Here is a 21,540-nt window from a genome sequence, read left to right as displayed (position 1 = left end):
GCCGTTTCCTAAATTAATCAGGTTTGTGCCAGACAAAAAATTCAAAATTCGCGTCAATGGCTATTTTTTGTCTGGCCCAAGGATAAATTATATTGAGTTGTCTCCTGTTAACTCTAATGGCCAGTAATAGGGAGTTCTGGTTGAATTATTTTCGCAAGATAGGAGCAGTTTTCCATGAGAGTTGTTTTCCCATCGCAGTATTTTAATGAATGATTTTTTAATTAATTAATAAACTTACTTTTATAAAGTTTGCTACTCACTAAAAAATCAGTTAACATTGTGCGTTTTTTAAACCTTGCCTTATCCTGACCAGTTTTAGGAAAGGCTATAATCCACAAGGAGATACCAATGAGACATTATGAAATTATGTTTCTGGTGCATCCCGATCAAAGCGAGCAGGTACCAGCAATGGTAGAGCGCTATGAAGGGATCATTGCGAAGCATTCAGGACTTATTCATCGTAAAGAAGATTTGGGACGCAGGCAACTGGCTTATGCAATTAAAGATGTACACAAAGCTCATTATGTTTTAATGAATATCGAATGCAACCAGACAGCTCTTGATGAATTAAAAAATGCATTTAAATTTAATGATGCAATTTTAAGAAATTTAATCATCAATCAAAAAGCTGCGATTACTGGTCAATCTGCATTAATGAAAAAAGAAAAAGACGAGCGAGCAGCATAAGGGGAAGTAACCATGTCAGGATCATATTTTCGTCGTAAAAAAATGTGTCGTTTCAGCGCTGATGGCTCTAATGAAATCGACTACAAAGATATCAATCTATTAAAAAATTATATTACTGAAACTGGTAAAATAGTACCTAGTCGTATCACAGGCACCCAAACCCGCTTTCAACGCCAGCTGGCCAAGGCCATCAAGCAAGCGAGATTTCTTGGGCTGCTGCCTTATTGCGACAGTCATCGTTGAAAATGGCTCGTTTGGGCGATTTTTTAGGTAAGCAAGGTCATTTTTTAATAGAAAATGACCGTTATGCGCTTATAGGCATAGTGGTTTTAGCTATAATACCTTTTGCTGTTTGGTTATCTGTTGCAATTGTTGCTTTAATAACGTTACGCAAGGGTTGGTTTGATGGTTTTAAAGGATTTATAGCGGCTTTTGTGGCTATATTGACTTTATCGTCGCTGTCCATGCCATTTTATGCTGCTGCTGTTACTGCGTTGTTAGCAGTGTTACCCTGTTATCTAACTGCCGGGATTTTACACAGTACAACCAGTTGGCGTGTCACAGGAAGTTTTATTGTTTTGCAGGCATTACTGGCTATTCTTTTAATACATTGGCTAGCTCCTGAATTTATCGCGAACCAATACCATTATTTTCAAATGATGGTAAAGGAATTGGAATATAAAGGTTCTGATTCCGTTTCTGGTTTATTAAATGATAATGCTGTGTTCAATCAGACTGTTGCCAATACTTTGGTAGGGATTCAGGCTTTAAGTCTGATGTTATCAATGGCTATGTCGCTATTATTAGCGCGTTCTATACAAGCCAGGTTGTTTTATCCGGGCGGATTTAAAGAGGAAATGCTTGGGTTTCGTGCCAGTAACTTTGGCGTCCTGTTACTTGGCGCTGTTGTGATAGGTGCCTATCAGCATCATCCAGTAGCTTTAAGTTGTTTACCGGTACTTGTTACTTATTATGTGTGTGCAGGTTTAAGTTTATGCCTTGACATTTTGGCTAAAAAAGACAAAGGGGTAATTACGTTATTACTATTAATTATTCTTTTAGCTTTGCTGCCTTTTGTTATAGTTCCTGTTTACACTATTTTGGGTGCTTTAGATAGTTTGTTTAATTTTAGGTTACATCTGTTTTCCAGAGCAGATAAGAAAGAGACTAAGGGGTAATAAGATGGAAGTTATTTTATTAGAAAAAGTTAGAAATTTAGGAAACTTGGGTGATAAAGTCAATGTGAAAGCAGGCTATGGGCGCAATTTTCTTATTCCACAAAATAAAGCCGTGTTTGCCACAGAAAATAATATCAAACATTTTGAAGAGCGTCGTGCTGAACTTGAGAAAAAAGCGAAACAGGCACAAGCCACTGCTGAGCAACGGGCGGCCAAGCTAAATGATATTACTGTAGTTATTGCTGCAATGGCAAGTGATGAAGGTAAGCTTTATGGTTCGGTAGGACCTAATGAAGTTAAAGATGCTTTGGTTGCAAAATCAATTGAAGTAAGTAAACGTGAAATTGTTATGCCAGAAGGCCCCATTCATTCTGTTGGTGAGTATGTAATTGAAGTACATGTTCATAGTGATGTGATTGCTAATTTACAAGTACAAGTCGTGGCTGCAAAGTAATTTAATAAAAACCTGCAAATGCAGGTTTTTTTATGGATTATTTGGAAGGGATGTAATGGAAAAGGGCAGATCACCCCATAACCGTTAGTCTAAGAAAGGGCAATGGAAAATAAGCCTGATTGAGCAAAGTAATCCTCAGTGGCCTGATCCTGGCATCGGATTATATTGAGAGAGGATTGCCTGCCAGCTGAATAACCCGCTCTTTTTGTAGGATTGGTTAAACCTCCATTCTATATTATTTTGAATCATTCTCGTGAAGACGTTTTTTATATTTGTATATAAGTTAAAATTAATGTGTCTTATTGGCGATAAACGGTTGTAAAAGCCATTTGTCATCAGTTGTTAAATGGACTCTGAAAAATTTACTTGTGATGAGTTGTGAGTTGATTCTCTATTTGTCATGTATTTTCTAATGCTTCATCAGGCATGGTAACATTGAGTTCAAGCACAGCGTTATCTCCCATTCTTTCCAGATTGACACTCACTTGATCACGATTAATGCGGACGTATTTTGCAATAACAGCCAGGATTTCTTCCTGGAGTTTTGGTAAATAATCAGGGGTGTTACGCTGTGAACGTTCATGTGAAATAATAATTTGCAGCCGTTCCTTGGCAACAGAGGCAGTACTATTACGCTTTCTTAAATAGTTAAATAAGCTCATGCTGGCATATCCTCTTTGTTTTTGCTGAATAAGCGGCGTAAAATGCCTTTCCGCTCACAATGAACAAAACGCATGGGCCTGCTTTCTCCCAGAAAACGCGCTATAGCATCCTGATAAGCAAGGCCAGCATCACTGGTTTCATCTAAAATGACCGGCGTCCCTGTGTTGGATGCTTTTAGAACTGCTTTTGATTCCGGAATAACGCCCATGAGGGGAATAGCAAGAATTTCTTTAACATCTTCAACAGACAACATCTCACCTTTTTCTACCCGCTCAGGATCGTATCGGGTTAATAAAAGATGCTCTTGTACAGGACTTTTGTTTTCAACAGCCCGTTTGGTTTTACTGGCCAAAATACCTAAAATTCGATCGGAGTCTCTCACTGAAGACACTTCAGGATTGGTTACGATAATCGCATGATCGGCAAAATACATGGCCATGTGCGCTCCCGTTTCGATACCTGCAGGAGAATCACATACAATATAATCAAATTCATTAGCGAGATCGGTGAGGACTTTTTCAACGCCTGTTATAGTTAATGCATCTTTATCTCTCGTTTGTGAGGCTGGCAGGATAAAGAGGTGCGGAAGACGTTTATCTTTAATTAAGGCTTGATTCAAACTGGCTTCGCCATTAATAACATTAATAAAATCATAAACGACCCGGCGTTCACAACCCATAATAATGTCCAGATTTCTGAGTCCTATGTCAAAGTCAATCACCACGGTTTTATGACCCTGCATAGCAAGACCTGAAGAAATAGCTGCTGAAGTAGTTGTTTTGCCTACGCCGCCTTTGCCAGATGTCACCACAATAATTTTAGCCAACGCTGAACCCTTCCTGTTAGTCGACCGATTAAATATTACCTCAGTTTACACGTTATTGTTTGGTCATTTCAAGCTCAATTTCTATTGCTGGAAAATTAATTTTCATAAATTAATTAACGCGCGTTTTAACAAGCGTGATTCTTTAATTATCTTTCTCCATCCCGGATATAAAAATGATGTAACGGTCTTGTTACAATATTTTTTATTGTTGTCATAAGATTATTACAAAAATTAGTTATTCTTGGTTTGATAATTCAAGAGGAGCTGAGGATTCTTAACCAAAGAACAACGAAGTGAGTTAAGTGATATTAGGGAAAAATTTCACAACAAAATGAAAACCTTGATAAAAGGAAAAATAGCGCCAAGGATGCAATTACAAGGAAAAATGGCCACACCAAAAACACAGTGACTTGATAGGAGCAGTCTGATTAATAAAATAAATGAGAACAATGCAAAAATAACTATATTATTTGCCCCAACTCAATTTATTTCCTTTCAAAAATTTGGCGTACTTCTTCCTTTACCTCATCATCACGTTCATGGTTTTCATTAAAAATTAATTAAGCCATGGTTTGAAACCATGGCTTAACTGATATTAATACCATCCATTAGAACCACAACAATTCACCGTTTCATTGCAGCAGGATGTGCAGTAAGAATAACCACAGTTGGTAAAAGCACAGCCGGTAACGAAAGCAGATGAAGTAACAATTATTGCAAGCATGAGTATTTTTTTCATGATGGCGTCCTTGCTTGGTTAGTAATTTGTTATATATAGTATACATATAGTTTTAATAATAAACAAATTGATGTTTTTTATTGTATTGAATGCTAATTATGCAGAAGAAATCTAATTATTGATTGGTTAATTTGTAGTCAATTATTTATCATTTTTCATAATAGTTGTATAATGTTGGGTTAATTTAATTATCGGAGTGTGGTATGGCGCTTTCTATTGTACAACAGGCACTAACTTTTGATGATGTATTGTTAGTTCCTGCCCACTCAACTGTCTTGCCTAAAGAAGTTTCGTTAAAGACACGCCTGACTCGTGAAATTGAATTGAATATTCCTCTAATATCTGCTGCTATGGATACTGTTACTGAAGCTCGTTTGGCTATTGCCATGGCACAAGAAGGTGGCATTGGTATTATCCATAAAAATATGGGTATCGCTGCTCAGGCTGATGAAGTACGTAAAGTAAAGAAATTTGAAAGTGGCATGGTCAAAGATCCTGTTTCAGTCACTCCCAATGTTACCGTTAAAGAATTGTTAGCTGTAATGGCCAAACACCATTTTTCCGGTGTTCCTGTGGTTGATGGTGAGTTTTTAATCGGAATTGTTACCAGCCGGGATATCCGTTTTGAAACGAATCTTTCTTTACCTGTTGCCGCTGTGATGACACCTAAAGAGCGTTTGGTGACAGTTAAAGAAGGCGCAAGTCGTGAAGAAATTCGTAGTTTGTTACATAAGCATCGTCTGGAAAAATTATTGGTGGTTAATGATGCGTTTAACTTACGTGGCTTAATTACCGTGAAGGATATTCAGAAAGCAAAGGAAAATCCGTTTGCTTGTAAAGATAGTGCAGAGCAATTACGTGTTGGCGCGGCCGTTGGTGTTGGTGAGGGAACGGAGGAACGTGTTGCTGCGTTGGTTGAGGCAGGTGCTGATGTGTTAATTGTGGATACAGCGCACGGTCATTCTCAAGGGGTTTTAAATAGAGTGAAATGGATAAAAAAACAATATCCTGATATTCAGGTTATTGGCGGTAACATTGCCACAGCCACAGCCGCTTTAGATCTGGTTGAAGCAGGTGTTGACGCTGTAAAAGTAGGGATTGGTCCTGGTTCTATTTGTACTACAAGAATTGTTACAGGTGTTGGTGTACCTCAGATTTCTGCCATTGCCAATGTTGCAGAGGGTCTTAAAGGCAGGGTGCCGATTATTGCAGATGGTGGCATTCGTTTTTCAGGCGATGTATGTAAAGCGTTAGCTGCGGGCGCTTATACGGTTATGTTAGGAGGAATGTTTGCTGGTACGGAGGAGTCACCGGGCGAAATCGAACTTTATCAAGGACGTACTTATAAAAGCTATCGTGGTATGGGATCTATTGGTGCTATGGCACAAGCGCAAGGATCAAGTGATCGTTATTTTCAGGATGTAAGTCAGGGCGCTGAAAAATTGGTTCCTGAAGGAATTGAAGGACGTGTACCTTATAAAGGGGCTGCACAAACTATTATTCATCAGATGATGGGAGGATTACGTTCCTGCATGGGATATACTGGTTGCAGTACTATTACCGAGCTTCATAAAAAGGCGGCGTTTGTGCAAGTGACTCATGCAGGCATGCGAGAGTCTCACGTTCATGATGTCAGCATTACCAAACAGGCTCCTAATTATCAGGTTGACAATTGATTATGAAAGCGATTACAGAACAACCTGTTGTGATTCTTGATTTTGGATCACAGTATTCCCAGCTCATTGCAAGGCGTGTTCGCGAACTGGGCGTATATTGTGAAATTTATCCCCATGACATCGATATCACTTCCCTGCAAGCGTTATCTCCTTGTGGGATTATTTTGTCAGGAGGTCCTTCAACAGTCACCGAAAATAGTAATCCCCGTGCCCCCATGTGGGTGTTTGAATCAGGTTTACCTTTGCTGGGTATCTGTTACGGTATGCAGGCGATGGCAGTACAGCTTGGTGGAGAAGTGCAATCTTCCAGTATCCGCGAATTTGGGTATGCTGAATTGCGCTTGCATGGCCATAGTCAATTACTGGATAGTATCGAAGATCGAACAACAGCAGAAGGTGATGCTTTGTTGGATGTGTGGATGAGTCATGGGGACAAGGTAACTGTTCTCCCTCCTCATTTTGTTGTTATCTGTGAAACACGAAACGCACCCATAGCGGGCATGGCCAATGAAGCAAAACACTGGTATGGTCTCCAATTTCATCCCGAAGTGACTCATACGCGTCAGGGTTTACGTATTTTAGAGCGATTTGTAGTCGATATTTGTAAGGCGAAAACGACCTGGACTGCGGATAATATTATTGAACAGGCAATAATAAAAATTCGACAACAGGTAGGTAAAGAACATGTTCTGTTAGGGCTTTCGGGGGGAGTCGATTCTTCTGTGGTTGCTGCTTTATTACATCGTGCTATTGGTGATCAGCTTAGTTGTGTCTTTGTGGATACTGGACTACTTCGTTTGAACGAGGCTGAACAGGTTATGGCGACCTTTGTCCAGCATATGGGAATACGAGTTATTAGTGTTAATGCAGAAGAACAATTTTTACAGGCTTTGCAAGGAGTAGATTGTCCTGAGAGAAAGCGAAAAATTATCGGCCATACTTTTATTGAAGTGTTTGATGCGCAGGCTCAACATTTACCTCTGGTCAAATGGCTAGCTCAGGGTACTATATATCCTGATGTCATTGAATCAGCAGCCACGAAAACGAATACGTCTGCGGCGGTGATTAAATCACATCACAATGTGGGTGGTTTACCTGAGACAATGCATTTAAAATTATTAGAGCCAATTCGCGAATTATTTAAAGACGAAGTACGTAAAGTTGGTTTGGAACTGGGTTTGCCTTATGCCATGGTGTATCGTCATCCCTTTCCGGGGCCTGGTTTGGGTGTGCGTATTCTGGGCGAAGTTAAAAAAGAATATGCGGATATTCTACGCCGTGCTGACGCTATTTTTCTTGATGAATTGCAAAATGCAAACCTGTATCAGAAGGTTAGTCAGGCGTTTGCTGTATTTTTGCCCGTAAAAAGCGTGGGAGTCATGGGTGATGGAAGGCGTTATGATTATGTGATTTGTTTGCGTGCAGTTGAAACAGTGGATTTTATGACAGCGCACTGGGCTCATCTTCCCTGGGATTTTTTAGCCAAAGTATCCAATCGTATTATTAATGAAGTAGCTGGTGTTTCACGCGTGACTTATGATATCTCTGGCAAGCCACCCGCAACCATTGAATGGGAATGAGCGATTCTTTCTGGATGAGACAGGCTTACGAACTTGCTCTCAAAGCACAGGAACAAGGGGAAGTTCCTGTAGGGGCAGTTCTGGTTGCTGCTGATAACCAGTTATTAGGACGTGGCTGGAATCAGGTAATGCAAATTAAAGATCCCAGCGCTCATGCAGAACTTATTGCTATCCGTGAAGCCGCTTTGCGATTGCAAAATTATCGTCTCCCGGATACTACTTTGTATGTGACGCTGGAGCCTTGTGCCATGTGCGCCGGAACCTTGGTACATGCGCGTATCCAACGTCTGGTTTTTGCTACGAGAGATTTCAAGGCAGGCGCCGCTGGCTCCGTTTATAATCTATTACAGGGTTATCCTTTAAATCATCAAGTACAAATTGATGAGGGAATTATGCAAAAAGATTGCGCTGAGTTATTGGCTGATTTTTTTAAAAACCGTCGTTAATTGATTATATTTTTTTGGAGGAGAGTTTTTTTTATTCGCGATAAGAAAATATTGTTTATTAAAGTTTATGAGGGTAAATAAATTGTAATAGATCAGGTAATGTTAGCCAAAAAAGCAAATATTTTTTACTAAAAAAACGACGATCGGGTGTATTTGGAAATTCGTCATCACAAGTTAAAGCAAGTATGCAACCACAACCTGAGTCCCAATTTAATGCTCAGGTTTAAACGTTCTGATTTCATTGATTAGAGAGGGTTGAAAGAGCTTACACTGTTTTAAGAGGGTAGCGGGTATTTTTCTTCTTTTCTTAAGGTTAGTATTTCAACGCCATCTTTCGTGACCAACAGCGTATGTTCCCATTGGGCTGACAGGCTATGATCTTTAGTGACAACGGTCCAATGATCGGGAAGCAGACGAGTATGGTGTTTACCTGCATTAATCATTGGTTCAATGGTAAAGGTCATACCTTCCCGTAAAATTTCGCCTGTTCCCGGCGTGCCATAATGCAGTACCTGGGGATCTTCGTGGAAGATACGGCCAATGCCATGACCACAATATTCACGCACTACCGAACAGCGATTTTTTTCAGCATGATGTTGAATTGCATACCCTATGTCACCTAAGCGTACTCCAGGTTTTACCATGTCAATGCCGATAAACAGACATTCATGAGCAATATTGACAACATGTTTGGCCTTAATAGATGGCTCGCCAATAAAAAACATTTTGCTGGTATCGCCATGATAACCGTCCTTAATCACAGTCACATCAATGTTGATGATATCACCGCTTTTTAGCGTTTTTTTACTTGGGATTCCATGGCAAACAACATGATTAATAGATGTGCAAATAGATTTAGGAAAACCATTGTAATTTAATGGTGCCGGAATTGCCTGTTGTTCATTAACAATATAATCGTGACAGATTGAATTTAATTCGTCAGTGGTGACACCCTCTTTAACATAAGGGCCTATCATTTCCAATACCTCACCAGCTAATTTACCAGCTACTCGCATTTTCTCAATTTCTTGAGAGGTTTTAATTGTCACTGCCATATTTTAACCCGCAAAAAATTAAATAGTAGCACAAGATTACCAGTAATATCATCTCGTTCTTTTGCTGCATGCTGATTTAATGTTGATTCACTGAGCAATGCAAGGGTAGGGAAAGCCTATCCATCCTCTGAAAGATAGGCCGCAGATATTAATGACAACGATGATGCATTCCATTGTCTTCCCATTGGTTTATCATTTGTTGATATTGAGTTTTTTGTTGGGCATTTAATAAATTATAGATTTGATGTTTGGCCATGATTTTTACTTTTATCATATTGCCTACCAGTTCTTTTTTCTGATTAATCAGACTGTCCAATTTTGTCTGGTCGATTGTGTCAGATTGGATTAACTGATTCATTTGTGAACGAAGCGCTTTCATTTGCTGCCAGTTAGCTTTTATGGTCGCTTTGGTTTGTTCCTTAATGGTTTGAAGCTTTGTCTGTTGAGCCTCGTCAAGTTTTAACGAGTCAATCATATGTTTCATTTTGTCACCATTACAGCCACAAGATGTGGATTGCTGAGTAGCCGCAGTAGCAGGGGCTGCTGTTTCAGCAAACGTCAATTGGCTCAGGATTAAAGAAAAAGCGAAAGCAATGAAACGGAATTTCTTATTCATTTTATTATCCTTAAGTTATCAGTTATTTGAAAGTTAACAAGGTGATTATAGATGGAGTTGTAAAATTTTGCATAATTCCTTACTGCTGTTTGTTAACTTTTTGCTCTCTTGTTTTGATGAACAGGAGAATTTTTATTATTAGCTGTTGCTAAATGGTTTCAAGATCAAGCCGGTAACTCATTTAGTCGGTAATTTGCTGTAAATACTCCTTAATTAGTGAACTATTTTTAGTGAAAATGCCTGTTTAACAAATAATTACATTGCTGACGGGTCCCGCTTGTGATATAAAGAATGCGCTTTTTAACTACACACACTTTTCGTCACATGCGGATGGGTCCCAAATGGGTTCCGTATGGGAAAGGTGGAGGCTTAACCCTGGAGAATTAAATGAACGTTAGTATGCGTGAACTGCTTGAAGCCGGTGCTCATTTTGGCCACAGAACCTGTTACTGGAATCCTGAAATGGCCGAGTACATTTTTGGTTCAAGGAATAAGATTCATATAATTAACTTAGAAAAAACAATGCCGATGTTGAGCGATGTCATCAATTATGTGGGTCGTTTGGCAGCAAATAAGGCAAAAATTTTATTTGTAGGAACAAAAAGAGCCGCTCAGGAAAGCATTCGTAATCATGCCAGACGTTGTGGTATGCCTTATGTCGATCACCGTTGGCTCGGTGGTATGTTAACTAACTATAAAACAGTTCGTCAGTCGATTTTCCGCTTGAAAGAATTAAAAGAAATGCGCGATAAAGGTGCATTTAATTCGATGATTAAAAAAGAAGCTTTAATGCTGGCCAGAGAATTGGAAAAATTGGAGCGAGGACTAGGCGGTATTGAAGACATGGGTGGTTTACCCGATGCGCTTTTTGTTGTTGATGTCGGCTTTGAACATATCGCTGTTGAAGAAGCTCGTCGATTAAAAATTCCAGTGATTGGTGTCGTTGATACAAACAACAGTCCAAGTAACATTGATTACGTCATTCCTGCTAATGATGATTCTATGCGTGCAGTAGATATCTACGTTCGTTGTGTTGCTGATGCTATTCTTGATGCCAAACGAGGCAATACTGTCGGTGGAATTTCATCAGATGCTGAGTTCGTTGAGATTGCCGTAACGGAACAGGAATCAAATAAAGCAGCAGAATAATTATCATAAGAGACAGTGCCATTGATGATTTCTCATGGAGCTGTCTCTTTTTGCTATGTGGAGGATTGAAGATGTCGATTAGTGCAGCATTAGTTATGCAATTACGTGAACGTACCGGTGCCGGTATGATGGAATGCAAAAAGTTTTTGGTTGCTACCAATGGTGATATTGAATTAGCGATTTCCGAGATGCGCAAGGCGGGTCAGGCCAAGGCAGATAAGAAAGCAGACCGGATTGCTGCTGAAGGTGTGATTGTTATTGTTCGTTCTGCTGATACCCGTTCGGCTGTTATGCTTGAAGTCAATAGTGAAACTGATTTTGTGGCTCGGGATGAAAATTTCACCGCCTTTGCTAATAAAGTTGCGGAAACTGCGTTGCAGTCCTCCAGTGAAGACGTTAATGTTCTGGCCAATGAAATTATGGCGGATTCGAGTACTACCGTTGAGCAGGGCAGACAGGAATTAGTTGCCAAAATTGGTGAAAATATAAAATTACGCCGATTAGTGAAAATGTCTTGTGAAGGGGTTATTGGTACTTATTTACATGGTAGCCGAATAGGTGTCATGGTTGCCTTAAAAAATGGTGATGAGTCTTTGGCAAAAGATGTAGCGATGCATATTGCAGCCAGTCGTCCTATGGTTGTCAGTAGCGAGCAGGTTCCCGCTGAAGCTATTGAGAACGAACGCGATATTTTTACTGCTCAGGCACGGGAAAGTGGTAAGCCACAAGAAATTATCGATAAAATGATTGAAGGCCGAATTAACAAATTTATTGATGAGGTAAGTTTACTTGGTCAACCTTTTGTAAAAGATCCTGGCAAAAAAGTAGGACAATTACTTAAAGAGAAAAATGCCGAAGTTCTTTCTTTTATTCGTTTTGAAGTGGGCGAAGGTATTGAGAAGAAAGAAGATAACTTTGTAGAAGAGGTGATGGCTCAGGTTCGTGATCAATGATGCATGCTAATTCTTTGCAATTAAAGTACAAGCGTATCCTGCTGAAATGTAGTGGCGAAGCCTTGATGGGTAAAGCTCAATTTGGTATAGACCCTTCTGTGCTTGATCGAATTGCCAATGAGGTTGCTGAACTGATTCACATGGGTGTTGAAGTCGGGTTGGTAATTGGCGGGGGTAATCTGTTTCGTGGCAAAGCGCTCTCTGAAGCAGGTTTAGGCCGGGTAACTGGTGATCATATGGGCATGCTGGCAACGGTCATGAATGCTTTAGCTATGCGTGACGCTCTGGAACGTATAGATTTACCTGCGCGAATCATGTCAGCAATTCCCATGTTAGGTGTTGTTGATCCTTATCATCGTCGTAAGGCAATGACCCATCTACGTAATGGTCATGTGGTTATTTTTGCCGCAGGCACAGGAAATCCTTTTTTTACTACAGATTCTGCCGCCTGTTTAAGAGCGATTGAAGTAGGTGCTGATATAGTATTAAAAGCAACTAAGGTTGACGGCATTTATTCGGACGATCCTGTTAAAAATCCGCAGGCCACTCGTTATGACTCACTTACCTACAAGCAGGTTTTACGAGATGGATTACAAGTTATGGATTCCACAGCCATTTGTTTATGTCAGGATCATGGCATGCCTTTACAAGTATTTAATATGGCAGAATCAGGTGCGTTGAAAAAAATTGTTCTAGGTGAACGAATAGGAACTTTGGTAGGAGCAGAGCATGATCAATGAGATTAAGCAAGATACTGAAAAACGAATGAAAAAAACAGTTGAAACTTTACAAAATGATTTAACTAAAATTCGTACTGGCCGAGCTAATGCAAGCCTTCTTGATCATGTTCAAGTAGATTATTATGGTAATCCGACACCATTAAATCAGGTTGCCAATATTACAAGTAGTGATTCTCGTACCTTATTAGTGACACCTTGGGAAAAATCCATGGTTGCTGCAATTGAAAAAGCAATTTTAACTTCTGATTTAGGTTTAAATCCTGCAACAGCTGGCAGCGCAATCCGTGTACCTATGCCTCCTTTAACTGAGGAACGTCGGAAGGAGTTGATTAAAGTTGTAAGGGCAGAAGGTGAACAAGGTCGCGTGGCGATACGCAATATTCGTCGTGATGCAAATAATCATCTTAAGGATTTGGTAAAAACCAAAGAAATTTCTGAAGATGAAGAACGCCGAGCCGGAGAAATCATTCAGAAACTTACTGACAAGTACATTGCTGATGTTGATGCCGTACTTAATGAAAAAGAAAAAGATTTAATGGAAGTATGATAAATGGCAGGAAGAAAAATTAAGTAAGGTCTTTTATTTTTTTCAAAGAACGGTGCAGCAGCTCTTTTTTAAAGACAATGCCTGCTTTCGGCGCTTATCAAACTGCGCGTAAAACCGCTGTTCTTGAGGGCGAGGATAAGCGCATCATCATGAAGCGATAGGTGGTGTTCTTTGCTGTTCTATATGTTCTGATGCCCACGAACCGCGACTTGTCCTTGAGAGACCTTTTCATTTTTTTGCAACTCATGGGTAATTGATTTATTTGAAATTATTTGCCTTTCTGTGATTTTTATATAGGTCATCCCCGGGAAAGGCGGGGATTTTCTCTCAAGCAAAGTGATGAGGGAAGTTGAGATTGGATTCCCGTTTTCACAGGAATGACTTTGTCTTTGCAATGACGCCTACGAACGATTACTATTATTTGGGAGCAGGTTGCAGGTTTTGTTCGTTGTTTGAATTATTATTCAGGGGTTGAAAAAAAGAATTTTTAGAGTTGTTTTTTATTGAAAAGGTCGGCGTTTTCGCAAGAGGTTGTTTGATATTTTGGTAATATTCAATCAGTTTATTCTTTGCACTGTCTTCATTTATTTCAATGGATACATTCTGCTGTATGAAACGGTAAACATCGAGAAAGTTAAAAGGACCGTGTGGTTTATATTCAAAATAAAGAGAGAGGCCATCAAGTAATAAAGCATCTTTTTCTTTACTGTTGTTTTGGAGTAAGAGCAATAAATCGATGGCTTTATGCTGAGAGTCTTGTTTAGAAGAGTTAGTAAGCACAGCATGGATAAGCGAATAAATGGCTTTATCGAGTTGAGGCGCTTCGCTCAGAAGTGATTCCGGAGAATCGCTATGATTTATTAGTGCTTCTATAATGCTTTCTTCATCCGGTAACGCAAGTGATGAGTTATGAGCCCCAGGATTAAAATAAGCCCAGAAACTTCTTTTAATTAATGCCTGCGTATCTTCATCAGGATTATTAATAAGCGAGAGTCCTAATAATAATTCTTTATAGCTATACCATGAATTTTCCTTTTTGCTATTTTGTTCCTCCAGGAGTTCGCCAAAATAGATTAAAGTAATTTTTTTTAATTGCTCTTGCTGTTTTGGATACAATAGCTTGTTCTTGTTAAGCAAATGTAGCGCATTATTTATTTCATAGCGATGAGGCGCGGCTATCATGAAATCTATCCACAGTTCATGTAACAACCGGATTGCAGAAAGATGATAATTACTTATCTTCTCTTCTGCCTTGTTCAATAAATCTTCTGTCATCAAACAGGCATTTTCATCGTCTTCTTTAAGCACGGTATTTATTAATAGAGCAAAAGAGGATTCGGTGTCCTCTTTAATTTTTTTAATATCTAGATTACGTTGGATCTTTTTATTTATTGTTTTGATTATCTCGTCGATCGTGGGAGAAATGGATCTCATTTTCAAATCAAGTTGAGTGAGGGTAATATTATCTTGTAAAGCATTTGCAAAGGCTTCTCCATCTATAGCACCGATTTTTTTATTAAAGAGCTTAAGGGTGGTTAGCGAGGAATGAGGTAATGCGTTTGCCAGTTTTTGTCTACCTTGAGAACCGATTTCATTGCCAGAGAGGTTAAGATCGGTTAGCGTATCATTGTTTTGTAAAAAAAAGTCTGCCAGTATTGTTGCGCCTTCGTTATCGATTTGATTTCCAGAAAGATTGAGAATCTTTAAAAAAGTATTTTGTTTTAAAGACGTTGCCAGATCAGTTATCTCTTCCTTACCGATTGTATTGTTAGAAAGATTAAGGATTGCATTATTGTCTGGCAAAGCCCTTACCAGTCTTGTTGCTCCTGGGGCATTGATTTGGTTATGAGAAAGATCAAGAGAAGTTAATGAATGAAGCTCTTTTAAAGTCTTTGCGAATGTCGCTGTTTTTTCATCCGTGATATGACAGTTAAAAAGTGTAAGAGAGGTCAGTAAAGAATGGGGTTTTGAAGCTTCTGCCAGTGCTTTCATTCCTGCGGTAGTAAATTGAAAGTTTATTTGTAAAGCAGGAGGACACATTAATAATGCTTTTTTTAGTTCACTGATGGTTGCCTCATTGGTTTCCTCACCTTCGGCCATATTCTGTATTGTGTTAATAACGAAGGTTTTGGCGTTTCCCTGGTTTTTCTCTTCTTCGGAGTTAAGCATAATGACTGACTTTAAATCTACAATGTTGGCGTCATATTTTCACATTTGTAATCAAATGTAAATCTGACTCTTCTTAAAAAAGTCATTTGTAGATGCGGAGGATTCAGGTTATGGCATCAACGAGCTTCCTCATTTTTGAGTTTACGTTTTAAATTGTGCAATATATTTCCACTTACTATCCCACATTAACTGGCTCATAATTTTATGAGTTTTAAGTTGCGCCAGGAAAGCGCTGATTAATCCATTTTGGGCAAAAATAATCATATTAGAGCAGTCTGGAACGGGTAGCACGATTGTAGAGTCAGGGAATTGTTTTTCAACCAGTTTAAATACAGGCCATTGCTCGTTTTTATTGGCTAAATTTACCACAAGAAGACCGCCAGGTTTCAGCAACCTTTTGCAATTAGAAAAAAAAGTATCGGTATTGCAGTGAGCAGGGAAAGAATCTGCGTTGAATAAGTCAACGAGGATGTACTGAAATTGCTTTTTGCATTGCTGTACAAATAAATTAGCGTCTTGATGAATCAGATTAAGGGTTTTTAATTGGTCAATCATAAAATAACGTCGGGCTACGTCAATCACTTCAGCACTTGCTTCAACAATAGTTAATTGAAAATTAGTTAATAAGGGTGATAGGGCATGTGCAGCACCGCCACCTCCTAAACCCAACATACAACAATCAGCTGGATTAAGTTTCACTGGTAAGACCAGTGGGGCAAGATAGTGTAGCCCGGGTCGATGGGGGAAATAGCGGTTCAATACGGTTTGTAATGCGGTACTGTCAAACTGCAGCCAGCGAAAAAAAAGATTTTGAAATACACGGATACCTGTTGAAGACTGATAGATGCATTGTCCAGCCCTTGTCTTCCACATTATTTGTCTCCGTTGTTTTCGCGCTGAAAAGGATAAATAGAACCTAATTGAAGGAGCTGGGCAAGTTCATCTAATGCGGTAAAGCATTCCTCTATCAAGCGTGGATCACCCAAATCATTCATGCTTAAACGATCACGATAAAAGCGATTAATCCAGTTTTCCAGCTGAGTCAACAAGTGATCACTGATTAAAACCGGCTGATGCATTGCCTTTAATTCCTGATCGGTAAGAGGAATTCGTAAACGAAGGCAGGCCGGCCCACCGCCATTTTGCATACTTTGTTTCAGATTGACATAGTGAACCATCGAAACAGGATTAGCCTGATCAGCTAATAACTCCTCGATAAAGGCACGAATAATTGGGTTATCTTTGCATTCTATGGGTGCTATTAATGTCATATTCAGGGATTCATTCGTTGAGGGAAGAGTTAGTAACTGAGAGTTGAAAAGATAACTGTTAACAGCGTCCGCTACAGAAATCTCTTTGCTTTTGACTTCTATAATTTGTAAAGGAAAATTGGCTTTTTCCCGCAGTTCATCCAGGATTTTTGCTTGTTGCAAAAATGCTTCTTCGTGAATTAATAAGAGAGATTCGTTTGCCACTGCTATCACATCATTATGAAAAACACCCTGATCAATGACTTTGGGATTTTGACAGGCAAATAGAATCCTGTCTGGATTTAGTTGATGAGTACGGGCAATTGTCTGCGATGCTTCCAGTGCCTGCCGAGCCGGGTATTTTAAAGGACCTTTCCTGCTCTTTTTTCCCATAGTCTGTTTGCCGTATACAAACAGATTGAGCGCTGTTTCCTGATGGTTTACACAGAGGCGATTATGATTGGCGGCACCTTCATCACCCGTCATCAGGCTTTTAGGTAACACAGGGTGGTGAGTAAAATAAGCGGGATCAGGAAATAGACAGTTTAGCAGGATCTTTGAAAAATCAGCTTCCTGATGGCGATGTAAATGAGAGACGAGATTGGCTGCTGTAAAATGAACGTGATTGTCAGCGGTATCTGCACTTGCAGACACAGTAGCGGCATTAGCAGCCCACATGGAAGAAGCTGAATAACAGGCACTCAAAATCTGCGGCGCACTCCGCATGGCCTTACTCACTTGTTGAGCCGGCATTCCTGTGAATCCTAATTGATACAATAGCTCCAGATTAGGTCGTTGATGAGGAGGGAGTAGCGCTTGTTTTAATCCCATTTGATGTAATAAACGCATTTTGGCCAGCCCTTGCTGTGCCGCGGCTTGTGGATTTGAAATATTCAAGGCGTTCGAAGTGGATGCAAGATTACCCTCGGCAAGCCCAGCATAGTGATGAGTAGGGCCAACCAAACCATCTAAATTTAATTCGTAAACTTGCATAAAATTAGTCCAGAACAACACCGGGCAGTAATGGTGCCGGCGTAGTTAAATGGGATTGCTCCAAACTGGCAATAGGATAAGCACAGTAATCAGCAGCGAAATAAGCCCCCGGTCGATGATTACCACTGCAACCAATTCCACCGAAAGGTAGACTGCTTACCGCTCCTGTGGTTGGCCTGTTCCAATTAATAAGTCCTGCGCGAATTGTTTGGTAGAATTGTTGATAACGTTCTTTGCTGTCGGATAATAAACCGGCTGCCAGGCCGTAGCGGGTTTGATTGGCAAGGGCCAAAGCCTCGTCAAATTCATCATAGCGGTACACTTGAACCAAAGGAGCAAAAATTTCTTCGTCAGCAGGTTGAGAAACCCTGGTCATATCAATAATACCGGGTGACAGTAGACCTGTTTCAGCGACTAACTGATTCATGGTCAATAAAGATTCCCCCCCCTGGTGAATAAGGGCCTGTTGGGCTTGTAAATGCGATTGTGCATGCTGAGAACTGATAACAGGCCCCATAAAGGGTTCTGGTTGATCGGTAAATGGACCTACGCGCAGGTTTTGACAGGCTTTAATAAAGCGCTCTAAAAAGAGCTCGCCTGCCGGCGTGTTGGCAATAAAAAGCCGTCTTGCACAAGTACAGCGTTGGCCTGCGGTAATCATGGTTGAGAGGAGGCTACAGTATAAGGCCGCGTCAATATTTTTAATGCGATCCACTATCAAAGGGTTATTACCTCCCATTTCAAGCGCTAAAATAACGTCTGGTCGGCCGCTGAAAGATTGGTGGATTTGTCTTCCAGTATGGTAACTGCCTGTAAAATAAACGCCTTTGATATCGGTCGATAATAATAACTTGCCAGTGGAAGCATCACCCTGGATGCAATTAATAACACCGGCTGGCAATCCACTTTCATGCCAGCATTGCATTATAAATTGAGCGACCGCTGGTGTTAGCTCGCTTGGTTTATAAATAATGGTGTTGCCTGCCAGCAGGGCTGGCACAATATGACCATTACTTAAATGGGCTGGAAAATTAAAAGCGCCGAGGACCGCTACTACCCCATGAGGTTTAAAACGTAAATGAGCGTCTGCCTCGGCTGTTTTTGTCAGTTTTTCAGCATTACGTTCCTTATACGCTTGAATCGATATATTGACCTTTTGAATCACACTATTTACTTCAGTGAAAGCCTCCCATAAAGGTTTACCTGTTTCCAAAGCAATCAGATAAGCGAGATCTGATTTTTTTGTCTCTATTTCATGAGCGAAACGTTGCAGGTAGTCAGCCCTTGTAGTGAAATCAAGTGATGCCCAATAAGAAAGCGATTGGGAAGCTGCTTCGCAGGCTGCATTAATTTCAGTAATTGTGGCGCTTTCTCCATGCCACAGGAGAGAATTGTCAGCGGGGTTTTTGGAAACCAATACTTCTCCCTGACCTTTTACCCAAGATCCATTAATATAATGACTGGCGATTTTTTCAAGCCGTTTTTTCATGCTGTGACTCACTGAAAATAGTAGACTCATCAATCTGTAAAGGTGCTATGCGTAAACAATCACCGGGTTTTACTTCTAAAAGTTCTGCTGTTTTTTTGCTGATAATGCAGGTACTTTGCTTTAAATTAAAGAGAACCTGGCTAACTGTAGCGCGAAAATCAAGCCTGGTGTTGGCGAGAAGAAAGCGTTTGGAACTTACTTCATCGCTAATGTTACTAATACTAATAACACGGCTTGCAGCAATCGTTCGTACCTGGGAGCAGGGGGCTTCAATGGTAGGACCTGCATCAAAAATATCCACGTAGCCATTGTAGCGGAATCCCTCACGTAACAGAATGTTCATTGCTGGTATTGTTGATTGGTGAGGTTTGCCAATAACAGCTTGAGCTGCTGGCGCCAACAATTTGACATAAAGGGAATTTCTGGGCATCAAATCGGCAATAAACTGTTTATTCGTTGCAAGTGTGAGCCGATCTGCTTCGGCAAAAGGCAAGTGAAAAAAATGTCGTCCTACATGATCCCAGAAAGGCGAATTGCCTTCTTCGTCTGAAATACCGCGCATTTCAGCAATCACAGTATCAGCGAAACGATTGGGATAATGGGCCATAAATAAAAAACGTGAACGTGAAAGTAATAATCCATTCGAGCTATGTCGGGACGTTGGTTCAAGAAAGAGTGTACAAATTTCACTGCGTCCCTGATTATCATTAACAAGACTTAAGACTTCATAATCACTACGAATAGTAAGCGAATGACAGATACGAGTGCGTTTGGATAATTTATAGGAATAAAAGGGCAGTTCATAACCAATTGCTGCTTCTATTGCAGAGGTTCCTACAAGTCTGGATGTGTCGGGTTCTTCAAGCACAAAAAGATAATACTCATTGCAGGGATAACTTACTGCCTTATTAAATGAGGCACAAGACCAATCAAGCCGTTTACTTAAAATTTCTTTGTCTTTTGGCAAAGTAGTCATTCCAGCGCCACACTGCTCAGCAAGATGATAAATCGCATCCAAATCCGATGCACGCGCGCTGCGAAAAAGCATCATGACGTTAACTCCTCCAGTCCACCTTGCGCTAAATCAACTAACAAAAGCGTGCTTAAAGCAACTCGCTCAATCAAACTGTCGAGCAAAATAAATTCGTTGGAACTATGTATATCGCCACCACGAACTCCTAAAGTGTCGATTACAGCTAAACCAGAATGGGCAAGATTATTTCCGTCACAGCATCCTCCGCTATCCTGCCAGTCCAGCGTTAAACCCAGCTGATTACCTGCCTGTTGTATACGCTTAAACAAGCGTTCAGTTGCCAAAGAAATCCGTTTGACAGGCCGCCCAAATTGACCATGAACAGTCAGGTTATACCCTTCACGTGCCATATTTTGAATAATATGGTTAAGTTGTTGTTTAACCCAATGTTCGTCTTCCGGGTTGGTTATACGAATGTCCATCTGGGCAACGGCTTTATCGGGAACCATATTTAATGCTTCGCCGCCTGCAATTTTTCCTACGTTAATAGTAATCCCGTTATTGTGTTGGTTTAATGCATGAATCGTGGTAATGGCTTCCGCCAGATAACAAATCGCATTTCGGCCTTCGTTAAAAGCGCGCCCTACATGAGAGGCTTTGCCTGTGGCAATGAGTGTTAATTTTCCACTGCCTCGCCTGTTTTTGGCAAATGCTCCCTGAGCGGTCATCGCCGGCTCATACACCAACGCGGTTTTGTAATAAGGTGCGATAGTGTTAAGGATGCTACCGGATGCCGGGGAACCAATCTCTTCATCAGGATTAATAAAAACATCCCACCCCAGTTCTTTGGCGAACGGTGTATTCTCAAAATTGCTCAAGGCGTGTAAAAGAACAATTAAACCGCCTTTCATGTCGGCAACCCCCGGGCCATTAATACAATTATCGTTAATGTAATTCAGCGTTTGAAAAGGATGATTGACATCATAAACGGTATCCATATGCCCGCAGAGGAGGATACGACGTTTTAATGCTGGACGTTTACGGATAAAAAGCGCTTCACCACAGTGCTGAAACAGAGTGTCTCCATGCATATTCATCGTGGGGACAGGAGGTAATGATTTAATTTGTATGTCATCAGCAACAGGAGTGAACGCTTCAATTAAAACTTGCTTTAGTCGGGCGAGACCTGCCAGATTTTCCGTGCCGGAGTTAATTTCGCAGAACTGATGAAGCTGCTCTACCATCGTATGTTTATGGTGGTCTAACGAAAAAAGCAACTCCTGTATACTGGGATCCATAATAATTCTCAGGCTAAAGTAACGACATTAGCGGAAATTACAAATCTCTGCAATATTGA

General features: G+C 40.3%; 22 protein-coding genes. 11 read left to right on the top strand and 11 right to left on the bottom strand.

What is annotated here, in order from left to right:
- The first annotated feature begins 348 nt into the window (after positions 1–348).
- The 4 genes from rpsF to rplI are packed head-to-tail and all read left to right on the top strand — an operon-like array spanning position 349 to position 2,319.
- On the top strand, positions 349–687 hold the full coding sequence (rpsF, locus tag T345_RS0111865; protein ID WP_028389534.1) for a 30S ribosomal protein S6: 339 nt from the start codon (positions 349–351) through the stop codon (positions 685–687).
- Between the two features lie 12 nt (positions 688–699).
- Entirely contained in the window at positions 700–930 is a 231-nt protein-coding gene (gene rpsR, locus T345_RS0111860; protein ID WP_028389533.1) for a 30S ribosomal protein S18, read from the top strand.
- Entirely contained in the window at positions 912–1,865 is a 954-nt protein-coding gene (locus T345_RS0111855; RefSeq protein WP_131777702.1) for a hypothetical protein, read from the top strand. The genes rpsR and T345_RS0111855 overlap by 19 nt, the downstream gene beginning before the upstream one ends.
- 4 nt (positions 1,866–1,869) lie before the next feature.
- Positions 1,870–2,319 carry a 50S ribosomal protein L9 gene (gene rplI / locus T345_RS0111850; RefSeq protein ID WP_028389531.1) on the top strand — a complete coding sequence of 150 codons (450 nt, stop codon included), beginning with the start codon at positions 1,870–1,872 and terminating at the stop codon, positions 2,317–2,319.
- 398 nt (positions 2,320–2,717) lie between these two features.
- On the opposite strand, the gene minE is transcribed toward rplI, so the two are convergent.
- The 3 genes from minE to T345_RS15120 form a co-directional block, all read right to left on the bottom strand.
- The gene (gene minE / locus T345_RS0111845) at positions 2,718–2,981 is read right to left on the bottom strand and encodes a cell division topological specificity factor MinE (RefSeq protein ID WP_028389530.1); all 264 of its coding nucleotides are present in this window, start codon (positions 2,979–2,981) and stop codon (positions 2,718–2,720) included.
- Positions 2,978–3,808 carry a septum site-determining protein MinD gene (gene minD / locus T345_RS0111840; protein WP_028389529.1) on the bottom strand — a complete coding sequence of 277 codons (831 nt, stop codon included), beginning with the start codon at positions 3,806–3,808 and terminating at the stop codon, positions 2,978–2,980. The genes minE and minD overlap by 4 nt, the downstream gene beginning before the upstream one ends.
- Before the next feature lie 595 nt (positions 3,809–4,403).
- Positions 4,404–4,547, bottom strand: coding sequence for a hypothetical protein (locus tag T345_RS15120; protein ID WP_156935646.1), 144 nt, complete (start codon positions 4,545–4,547; stop codon positions 4,404–4,406).
- Between the two features lie 203 nt (positions 4,548–4,750).
- Here T345_RS15120 and guaB point away from each other — a divergent pair, with 203 nt between their 5' ends.
- Genes guaB through tadA form a run of 3 tightly spaced genes read left to right on the top strand, consistent with a single transcriptional unit; the run spans position 4,751 to position 8,249 of the window.
- Positions 4,751–6,223 carry an IMP dehydrogenase gene (gene guaB / locus T345_RS0111835; RefSeq protein ID WP_028389528.1) on the top strand — a complete coding sequence of 491 codons (1,473 nt, stop codon included), beginning with the start codon at positions 4,751–4,753 and terminating at the stop codon, positions 6,221–6,223.
- A 2-nt stretch (positions 6,224–6,225) separates the two neighbouring features.
- Positions 6,226–7,803 carry a glutamine-hydrolyzing GMP synthase gene (guaA, locus tag T345_RS0111830; RefSeq protein ID WP_028389527.1) on the top strand — a complete coding sequence of 526 codons (1,578 nt, stop codon included), beginning with the start codon at positions 6,226–6,228 and terminating at the stop codon, positions 7,801–7,803.
- Positions 7,800–8,249 (top strand): tRNA adenosine(34) deaminase TadA, encoded by a 450-nt coding sequence (tadA, locus tag T345_RS0111825; RefSeq protein ID WP_028389526.1) that lies wholly within the window; start codon positions 7,800–7,802, stop codon positions 8,247–8,249. The genes guaA and tadA overlap by 4 nt, the downstream gene beginning before the upstream one ends.
- 275 nt (positions 8,250–8,524) lie before the next feature.
- Here tadA and map read toward each other — a convergent pair whose 3' ends face one another.
- Complete coding sequence (gene map, locus T345_RS0111820) at positions 8,525–9,304, bottom strand: type I methionyl aminopeptidase (RefSeq protein ID WP_028389525.1); 780 nt, start codon at positions 9,302–9,304, stop codon at positions 8,525–8,527.
- A 148-nt stretch (positions 9,305–9,452) separates the two neighbouring features.
- Entirely contained in the window at positions 9,453–9,920 is a 468-nt protein-coding gene (locus T345_RS0111815; protein ID WP_028389524.1) for a Spy/CpxP family protein refolding chaperone, read from the bottom strand.
- A gap of 387 nt (positions 9,921–10,307) precedes the next feature.
- Here T345_RS0111815 and rpsB point away from each other — a divergent pair, with 387 nt between their 5' ends.
- The 4 genes from rpsB (at position 10,308) to frr (ending at position 13,309) form a co-directional block, all read left to right on the top strand.
- The gene (rpsB, locus tag T345_RS0111810; RefSeq protein WP_028389523.1) at positions 10,308–11,069 is read left to right on the top strand and encodes a 30S ribosomal protein S2; all 762 of its coding nucleotides are present in this window, start codon (positions 10,308–10,310) and stop codon (positions 11,067–11,069) included.
- 71 nt (positions 11,070–11,140) lie between these two features.
- Positions 11,141–12,022: a translation elongation factor Ts gene (tsf, locus tag T345_RS0111805; RefSeq protein WP_028389522.1), complete on the top strand. Its 882-nt coding sequence runs from the start codon at positions 11,141–11,143 to the stop codon at positions 12,020–12,022.
- Positions 12,019–12,762 (top strand): UMP kinase, encoded by a 744-nt coding sequence (gene pyrH / locus T345_RS0111800; protein ID WP_028389521.1) that lies wholly within the window; start codon positions 12,019–12,021, stop codon positions 12,760–12,762. The genes tsf and pyrH overlap by 4 nt, the downstream gene beginning before the upstream one ends.
- Entirely contained in the window at positions 12,752–13,309 is a 558-nt protein-coding gene (gene frr, locus T345_RS0111795; RefSeq protein ID WP_028389520.1) for a ribosome recycling factor, read from the top strand. The genes pyrH and frr overlap by 11 nt, the downstream gene beginning before the upstream one ends.
- A gap of 417 nt (positions 13,310–13,726) precedes the next feature.
- Here the strand turns inward: frr and T345_RS0111790 are convergent, their stop codons facing one another.
- The 6 genes from T345_RS0111790 to T345_RS0111765 all read right to left on the bottom strand — a co-directional run bounded on the left by T345_RS0111790 (position 13,727) and on the right by T345_RS0111765 (position 21,481).
- Positions 13,727–15,478: a leucine-rich repeat domain-containing protein gene (locus T345_RS0111790; RefSeq protein WP_028389519.1), complete on the bottom strand. Its 1,752-nt coding sequence runs from the start codon at positions 15,476–15,478 to the stop codon at positions 13,727–13,729.
- A gap of 141 nt (positions 15,479–15,619) precedes the next feature.
- Positions 15,620–16,351 carry a spermidine synthase gene (locus tag T345_RS0111785; protein ID WP_028389518.1) on the bottom strand — a complete coding sequence of 244 codons (732 nt, stop codon included), beginning with the start codon at positions 16,349–16,351 and terminating at the stop codon, positions 15,620–15,622.
- A complete protein-coding gene (astB, locus tag T345_RS0111780; protein ID WP_028389517.1) occupies positions 16,351–17,721 on the bottom strand; it encodes an N-succinylarginine dihydrolase in 1,371 nt (456 codons plus the stop codon). Before astB ends, T345_RS0111785 begins: the two co-directional genes overlap by 1 nt.
- A 4-nt stretch (positions 17,722–17,725) precedes the next feature.
- Positions 17,726–19,210, bottom strand: coding sequence for a succinylglutamate-semialdehyde dehydrogenase (astD, locus tag T345_RS0111775; protein ID WP_035919012.1), 1,485 nt, complete (start codon positions 19,208–19,210; stop codon positions 17,726–17,728).
- On the bottom strand, positions 19,194–20,261 hold the full coding sequence (locus tag T345_RS14300) for an arginine N-succinyltransferase (RefSeq protein WP_051555257.1): 1,068 nt from the start codon (positions 20,259–20,261) through the stop codon (positions 19,194–19,196). The genes astD and T345_RS14300 overlap by 17 nt, the downstream gene beginning before the upstream one ends.
- Complete coding sequence (locus T345_RS0111765; RefSeq protein ID WP_028389515.1) at positions 20,258–21,481, bottom strand: hydrolase; 1,224 nt, start codon at positions 21,479–21,481, stop codon at positions 20,258–20,260. The genes T345_RS14300 and T345_RS0111765 overlap by 4 nt, the downstream gene beginning before the upstream one ends.
- Positions 21,482–21,540 lie beyond the last annotated feature (59 nt).

The organism is Legionella fairfieldensis ATCC 49588 (assembly GCF_000621525.1).
Taxonomy (GTDB): domain Bacteria; phylum Pseudomonadota; class Gammaproteobacteria; order Legionellales; family Legionellaceae; genus Tatlockia; species Tatlockia fairfieldensis.
The sequence above is the reverse complement of the archived record's forward strand: the minus strand, read 5'-3'. Positions and strand labels throughout refer to the sequence as shown.